Origin of the sequence: Microbacterium sp., from assembly GCF_030149085.1 — a bacterium.
In the GTDB taxonomy this organism is placed as follows: Bacteria; Actinomycetota; Actinomycetes; order Actinomycetales; family Microbacteriaceae; genus Microbacterium.
This window is the reverse complement of the sequence record NZ_JASBSF010000239.1, coordinates 1-6,083: the sequence shown is the minus strand read 5'-3', so window position 1 is coordinate 6,083 and position 6,083 is coordinate 1. Positions and strand designations below refer to the sequence as shown.

Below are 6,083 nucleotides of genomic sequence, written 5' to 3'. Positions count from 1 at the left end.
TCCAGGTCGTCGACCTTGTAGACGACCCCGTCGATGTCGTACGCGAGCGCATCCCGTTTCTCGCCGATCGTCTCGTAATACGCAAGGCATCCGTCAACGCCGATCCGGTCCCGACCTCAACGACGACTTCGCGGATGCCTGCCGCAAGCTCTCCGGTCCCCCGGCTGCCGACGCGTCGAAGCGCGTCGAGAAGCCCCTCACCCGCAGACAAGCACAGCGCAAGGAATTCGAGAACGACGGGGAGCTCTTCGTGCAGCCGCCTCGCACGGGCGCGCTCGCCGGCGCGGCGCACGGATTGCTCGCCGACCGCGGCAGCGGTCGCACCGACCAGGGGCAGCGCCAGTAGGCCTGGATGCGGACCCTGCGTCAGCGCAACAGCTGTCGCCAGCGCCGCTCCCACTCCCGCTCCGAGCAGCGCCCAGACAAGTGCGCGCGAACGCTGCCACGAGGAACGGATGCTCGACAGCCGCTGGGCGGCGGCCTCCCACGCCGGCGCAGCCGATCCGAGAACGGGCACGGTGATGGCGCTGAACGCGCGGCCGGGGTCCCCGTCCGTGACATCGCGCAGGTACGGAGCAAGGCGCGCCGTCAATCCACGGGCGCGCCAGCGTGGCGACGCCGAGAAGACGAGAAGAAGGCCCCCAGCGAGCGCGCCGCCGAAGACCACGGCAAGGGCGACATCCGTCGGGTTCACGCGAACCACCTCTGCGGCTCAGCGAGCCTTCCCACACGAAGCATGAGCCGGAACGCGACAACAGTCACGACGGCGCCGCCGAGGATCAGCGCGACTCCCTGGGGCGAGCCGTACGCGGCAGCAGCCTCGGGACGAAGCGCGAGAAGCCCGAGAATCACCCACGGAGCAACGGCTCCGAGAACCGCCGCGGCGCGTATCCACGACTGGCGGGCCTCGACCTCGGCGCGCAAGGTCGCATCGGCGCGAACCGCCGCCCCGAGTGCGCGCAGTGTGGGCACGAGCTCCGTCCCGCCGACCTCACGCGCCATGCGCAAGGTCTCCACGATCCGGTCCGCGATCGGATCAGCCAGGCGGGTCTTCAGGCCGGCGAGCGCGGCATCCAAGTGCCCAGACGCCGAGACGTCGCGGGCGAACCTGACGAAGTCGGGTCGAAGTCGCTCGGGACCCGAAACGGCAAGGCTCGCGACCGCGTCAGCGAGCGACATCCCGGCCCGAACCGACGACACGAGAAGGTCACAGACATCGGGCCAGAGTCCACGGCGCTCTTTGGCGCGTCGCCGAGCCCGAGACTGCAACCAGGCGATGGGAGCGTATGCGCCGACGAGACCCGCGAGAAGCCACAGGGGCAGCGTGGGAAACACGAGCCACGCGAGTGCGGCGGCGATCACACCGACAAGGGCAGAAGAGGCAAGAACGTTGCGAGAGCTCGCCCGCTCCGCGAAGCCTGCCTCACCGATCAGCCGGGTCAGCGCCGAGGGGGCCGCCGGTGATGCGGAGCCGCGTCCCGCCGGCCACAGCCATGGCGACACGATGAGCAGGACTCCTGTGCCGAGCATCACTCCCACGAGCAGAATCATCGGTCCCTGCTCCGCATCAGTGGCTGCCGTTCCCGTCGGGCCGCAGGGCGGGTCTGGATGACGCCATCCTCGATTCCCCTGGGCTCGACGATCTCGGTCACCCGTCGCCGGCCGGTCGCGTCCCGCTGGCAGTGGACGACAAGATCGACGGATTCCGCGACCGCCGGAACCACGAAGCCGCTGTCGATGTTGCGGCCCGCCAGCAGCGGAAGTGAGCAGAGCTTGCGGAGTGCATCGGCTGCGGAGTTGGCGTGGATTGTCGCGGCGCCCGGTACACCGGTGTTGAGTGCGAGGACGAGATCGAGCGCTTCGGCGTCTCGCACCTCGCCGATGACCAGCCGATCTGGCCGCATCCGCAGCGCCTCTTTCACGAGGCGGCGCAGCGTCACCTCCCCTCCCCCTTCGAGGCTCGGCTGACGCCCCTGCAGCGCGACCAGATCGGCGGCTTCTACGGCGAGTTCGAACGTCTCCTCCACCGTGACAATGCGCTGCGACGGCGCACACGCGGCAATGAGCGCCGCAAGCAGCGTCGTCTTGCCGGCGTGCGTAGCACCCGAAACGAGGATGCTGCGCCCCTCCCGCATCGCGATCGCCAGCAGGTCAGCATCCGCCGCCGTCACGCTGCCCACCGCGACGAGGTCATCGAGCGACCGGTACCGCGGGAGGAACTTGCGGATGTTCACGACCCAATGACGCCGCGTGATGTCCGGGATGACGACGTGCAAGCGACTCCCGTCGGGAAGTGAGGCGTCGACAAAGGGCTGGCTGAGATCGACGCGGCGGCCGGTCGCGTGCAGCATCCGTTCGACGAGATCTCGTATCGCCGTGTCGGTCAACGCGAGCGGGACCCGGGACGCGACCCCGGCACGCGCGACGAAGATCCGGTCTGGCGCGTTGATCCAGAGTTCCTCGACCTCGGGGTCGTCGAGGTAGGCCTGCAGCGGACCGAATCCCGAGAGCTGAGCCAGGATGTCGCGCACGTGATGGGCCTCGTCATCGAGGGTCCGCTCGCCGCGAGCCAGCGCGAAATCGTTGTGCCGACGTACCTCGGACCTCGCGATCTGACTCGCCCGATCGGGGTCACGCTGCGGGTCGATTTGTGCCGCCCGCAGCGACTCGCGCACGCGTGCGACGACCGTAACTGTCGGGTCGGCGGGCGAGGTGAGGGTCACCCGTGCATCCTGACAAGGCCGCGCTGCGCGCCGTGGGAGTTATCCACAGGGCGGCGGCGGGCTCTGTCATCCCGACGAGGACGCGGTGGGTCGCGCGACCTCGCGTGGCGCACCGAGTGCTCGCAACGCGTACAGGATCGTGGCGACGTCGACGAGTTCCTGGATGAGGGCGCCCGCGACGGCGGGGATGACCCCCGTCATTGCGACGATCATGAGTGCAATGCTCAGCCCGATCCCCACGCCGATCGCAGTCAGCGCAACGCGCAGAGTGTGGCGGGCGATCGCAACAGCGTCGGCGACCGGGGCAAGAGCATCCAACAGGATGACGACATCCGCCGCATCCCCCGCAGCAGTCGCGCCGCGCGCGCCCATCGCGACGCCGATGTCGGATGCCGCGAGCACAGGCGCGTCATTCACCCCGTCCCCGACCATCATCATCGGCCGAGGCTGCAGACCGGCGGCAAGCTCGACCTTGTCGCCGGGCAGCAGCTCGGCGTGCACCTCGTCAATCCCCACCGCCGTCGCGACCGACTGCGCGGTAGCGCCGACGTCACCGGTGAACATCGCAACCCGGCTCACACCGGTCTCTCGGAGCCAGGCAACGACACCGGGCGCATCGGGCCGGGGATCATCGGCCAGGATGATCGTTCCCGCGAACCGTCCATCGATCGCGACGTAGGCCGCGGCCTGTCCGGCATCCAGGGTCTCGCGCGCCGCCGTGCCGGTGAGTGCCGCGACATAGGCGGGCTTGCCGACGGTGACCGGACGGCCCTGTACCGATGCGGTGACGCCGTTGGTGGCCTCTTCCGAGGCGTCAGTCGCCGGGAGCAGATCGAGCCCGCGGTCGAGGGCGGCGCGGCGCACGCTCTCTGCCAGCACGTGCGTGGAGTACTGCTCGGCAGAGGCCGCGAACTGCAACACCTCGTCGGCGGTGAACCCGCCCGCGGGCCGCACGGCGACCAGAGCGGGTCGACCCCACGTCAGAGTTCCCGTCTTGTCGAAGGCGGCCGAGCTGACGCGCGCGAGCTGCTCGATGACCGCGCCGCTCTTGATGATGACCCCGGCCTTCGCCGCTCGCGACAGACCCGCCAAGAACGCCACCGGCGCGGCGATCAGCAGCGGGCAGGGGGTCGCCAGCACCAGCACTTCGGCAAAACGCACCGGGTCTCCCGAGATCGCCCAGGCCGTTCCCGCGAGCACGAGCGAGACCGCCGTGAACGGCACGGCAAATCGGTCGGCCAGGCGAACGACCGGCGCCCGAGAACTCTCGGCTGCGTGGACGAGCGCGACGATCTGCTGGTACTGGCTGTCGGCGCTGCGTCGTGTCGCTCGTACTCGCACGGCCCGAGATCCGTTGATGGCCCCCGAGAACACCTCGTCGCCTTCGCTGCGCTGCACGGGAAGGCTCTCCCCCGTCAGCGACGATTCGTCGAACTCCGCGTCTGCGCTCAGCAGCACGGCATCCACCGGCACGATCTCGGCCGGACGCACCAGCAGGATGTCGCCAACGGCGACCTCATCGACGGGGACATCCTTCACACTCTCGACGGCCCCCGACCACCCGCCGGTCACGACGTGCGCCGTCCGCGGTGATCTGTCCAGAAGAGCGCGAAGGTCCCGCCGGGCACGTCGACCGGCGATATCTTCGAGCGCCGCGCCGCCGGCGAGCATCAAGACGATCACCAGTGCCGCCAGATACTCCCCGACCGCAAGGGTCGCGATCATCGCGGTGACGGCGAGAACATCGAGCCCGACGTGCCCGCGAAGCACGTCGCGCACCATGCCCACAAGAGTCCAGACGATGACCCCGGCGACCCAGACCGTCGCGACCCACCGTGCCGCGTCAGGCAGCTCGGATGTCGCCAGCACCCCGACGGCGAGGAGGACCAGCGCTGTAGTCGTGACTAGCGGATACGCCCAGATCCAGCGCACGTATTTCATGCGGACCTCCCACGGCACGGGTCCGCCAGCGATGACCGTCGTGGCCGCGCCGCATCCGTGTCGGAGCCCCGAGCCTACGAGCGCATGTCTCAGTGCACCAGGGCCTCTGGTCCCGAGCCGCGGTACCGCTATCGCCGGGCCCCCATGCGTTGCACAATGGCACCAGAGCATTCGGATGCGGAGCCCGAAAGGCGGGGAACATGACCATCAAGACGCCGAGCCACGTGGCACGGAAGACCGGCACGGGAATCGTCGGCGGACTGGTTGGAGGAGTCATCCGCGCCGCCTGGGCGGGACTGGCTTTCTGGGACCTCTATCTGCGTCCCGAGAACAAGATCAACGGCAAGAAGCCGATCTGGGCGTTCGTGATCCTTCTCGGCGGAATCGGCCCGTTGATCTACTTCTTCTTCGCTCCCAAGCGCTGAGAGTTCCGATCAACGGCGCTTGATCCGCGACCAGGCGTCGAAGCCGACGGCGAGTAGGATGATGGCGCCCAGTGCGATGCCCTGGAACAGCGGATCGATCTTCAGCAGCGTGAATCCGTTGTAGAGCATCGCGATGAAGAGGATGCCGAGCACCGTCCGCCATACCGCGCCCTCACCGCCGAGGATCGAGGTGCCACCGACGACGATGCCGGCCAGCACCGTGAAGGTCAGCGTCGTCGCGATCGCATCGTTCTCGGGCACCGAGGGCGTGCGCGCGAGGTCGATCACACCGGCAAGGCCCGCGCCGAGACCGGTCAGCGCAAAGGTCGCGATCCGGACGACGTTGACTCGGATGCCGGCAAGTCGCGCCGCTTCGGCGTTGCCGCCTGCCGCATAGACGTAGCGCCCGAAGGTCGTGCGCCACAGCACGATCCCGAGGGCGACCACCACGACCAGAGCAATCCAGATCGGCAGCGACATCCCGAGCGGCTCGGTCTTCGCGATCCAGGTGAACTCGGGCACGTCGACGCGGATCTGCCCGATGCCCTCTTTGCCCGCCTGCGAGACAAGCTTCGTCGCGCCCAAGATGATGAAACTCATCGCCAGGGTCGCGATCAGCGGGTTGATCCGCAGGTACGTGCTGATGACGCCGTTGATGATTCCGACGGCAAGGCCCGAGAGAACCCCCGCGAGAATGCCGAGCGCCGCCCCTTCGGTCCCGCCGACCTTGATCATCACGGTGCCGCAGACGACGGCGGTGAACATGTAGGTGGCACCGACCGAGAGGTCGATTCCACCGGCGATCAGCACCAGGGTGCTCGCTGCCGCGATGATCAGGATGCCGGACTGCCGGTCGAGCACGTTGCCGATGTTCTGGAACGACAGGAACGCGGGGCTTCCGATCGAGAGGGCGATGAAAACGGCAAGGAACGGAACGACGATCGCGACCGATCGCCACGGTATGCGCGAGAGAACGCTCTGCTGCGCTTGGGTG

The 6,083-nt window shown here is 68.5% G+C and carries 6 protein-coding genes; 1 reads left to right on the top strand and 5 read right to left on the bottom strand.

What is annotated here, in order from left to right; all coding sequences use genetic code 11:
* The 4 genes from Q1V87_RS16300 to Q1V87_RS09770 all read right to left on the bottom strand — a co-directional run.
* Positions 1–68: hypothetical protein (locus tag Q1V87_RS16300; RefSeq protein WP_366945427.1), on the bottom strand; the 68-nt coding region annotated here is incomplete at its 3' end.
* A gap of 622 nt (positions 69–690) precedes the next feature.
* Positions 691–1,551, bottom strand: a complete 861-nt coding sequence (locus Q1V87_RS09780; RefSeq protein WP_300592097.1) for a type II secretion system F family protein — start codon at positions 1,549–1,551, stop codon at positions 691–693.
* Positions 1,548–2,723 carry an ATPase, T2SS/T4P/T4SS family gene (locus Q1V87_RS09775; protein ID WP_300592095.1) on the bottom strand — a complete coding sequence of 392 codons (1,176 nt, stop codon included), beginning with the start codon at positions 2,721–2,723 and terminating at the stop codon, positions 1,548–1,550. The genes Q1V87_RS09780 and Q1V87_RS09775 overlap by 4 nt, the downstream gene beginning before the upstream one ends.
* 66 nt (positions 2,724–2,789) lie before the next feature.
* Positions 2,790–4,664, bottom strand: coding sequence for a heavy metal translocating P-type ATPase (locus Q1V87_RS09770; RefSeq protein ID WP_300592093.1), 1,875 nt, complete (start codon positions 4,662–4,664; stop codon positions 2,790–2,792).
* 200 nt (positions 4,665–4,864) lie between these two features.
* Here Q1V87_RS09770 and Q1V87_RS09765 point away from each other — a divergent pair, with 200 nt between their 5' ends.
* Positions 4,865–5,089 (top strand): PLDc N-terminal domain-containing protein, encoded by a 225-nt coding sequence (locus tag Q1V87_RS09765; RefSeq protein WP_300592091.1) that lies wholly within the window; start codon positions 4,865–4,867, stop codon positions 5,087–5,089.
* A 9-nt stretch (positions 5,090–5,098) separates the two neighbouring features.
* On the opposite strand, the gene Q1V87_RS09760 is transcribed toward Q1V87_RS09765, so the two are convergent.
* Positions 5,099–6,083: ABC transporter permease (locus Q1V87_RS09760; protein WP_300592089.1), on the bottom strand; the 985-nt coding region annotated here is incomplete at its 5' end.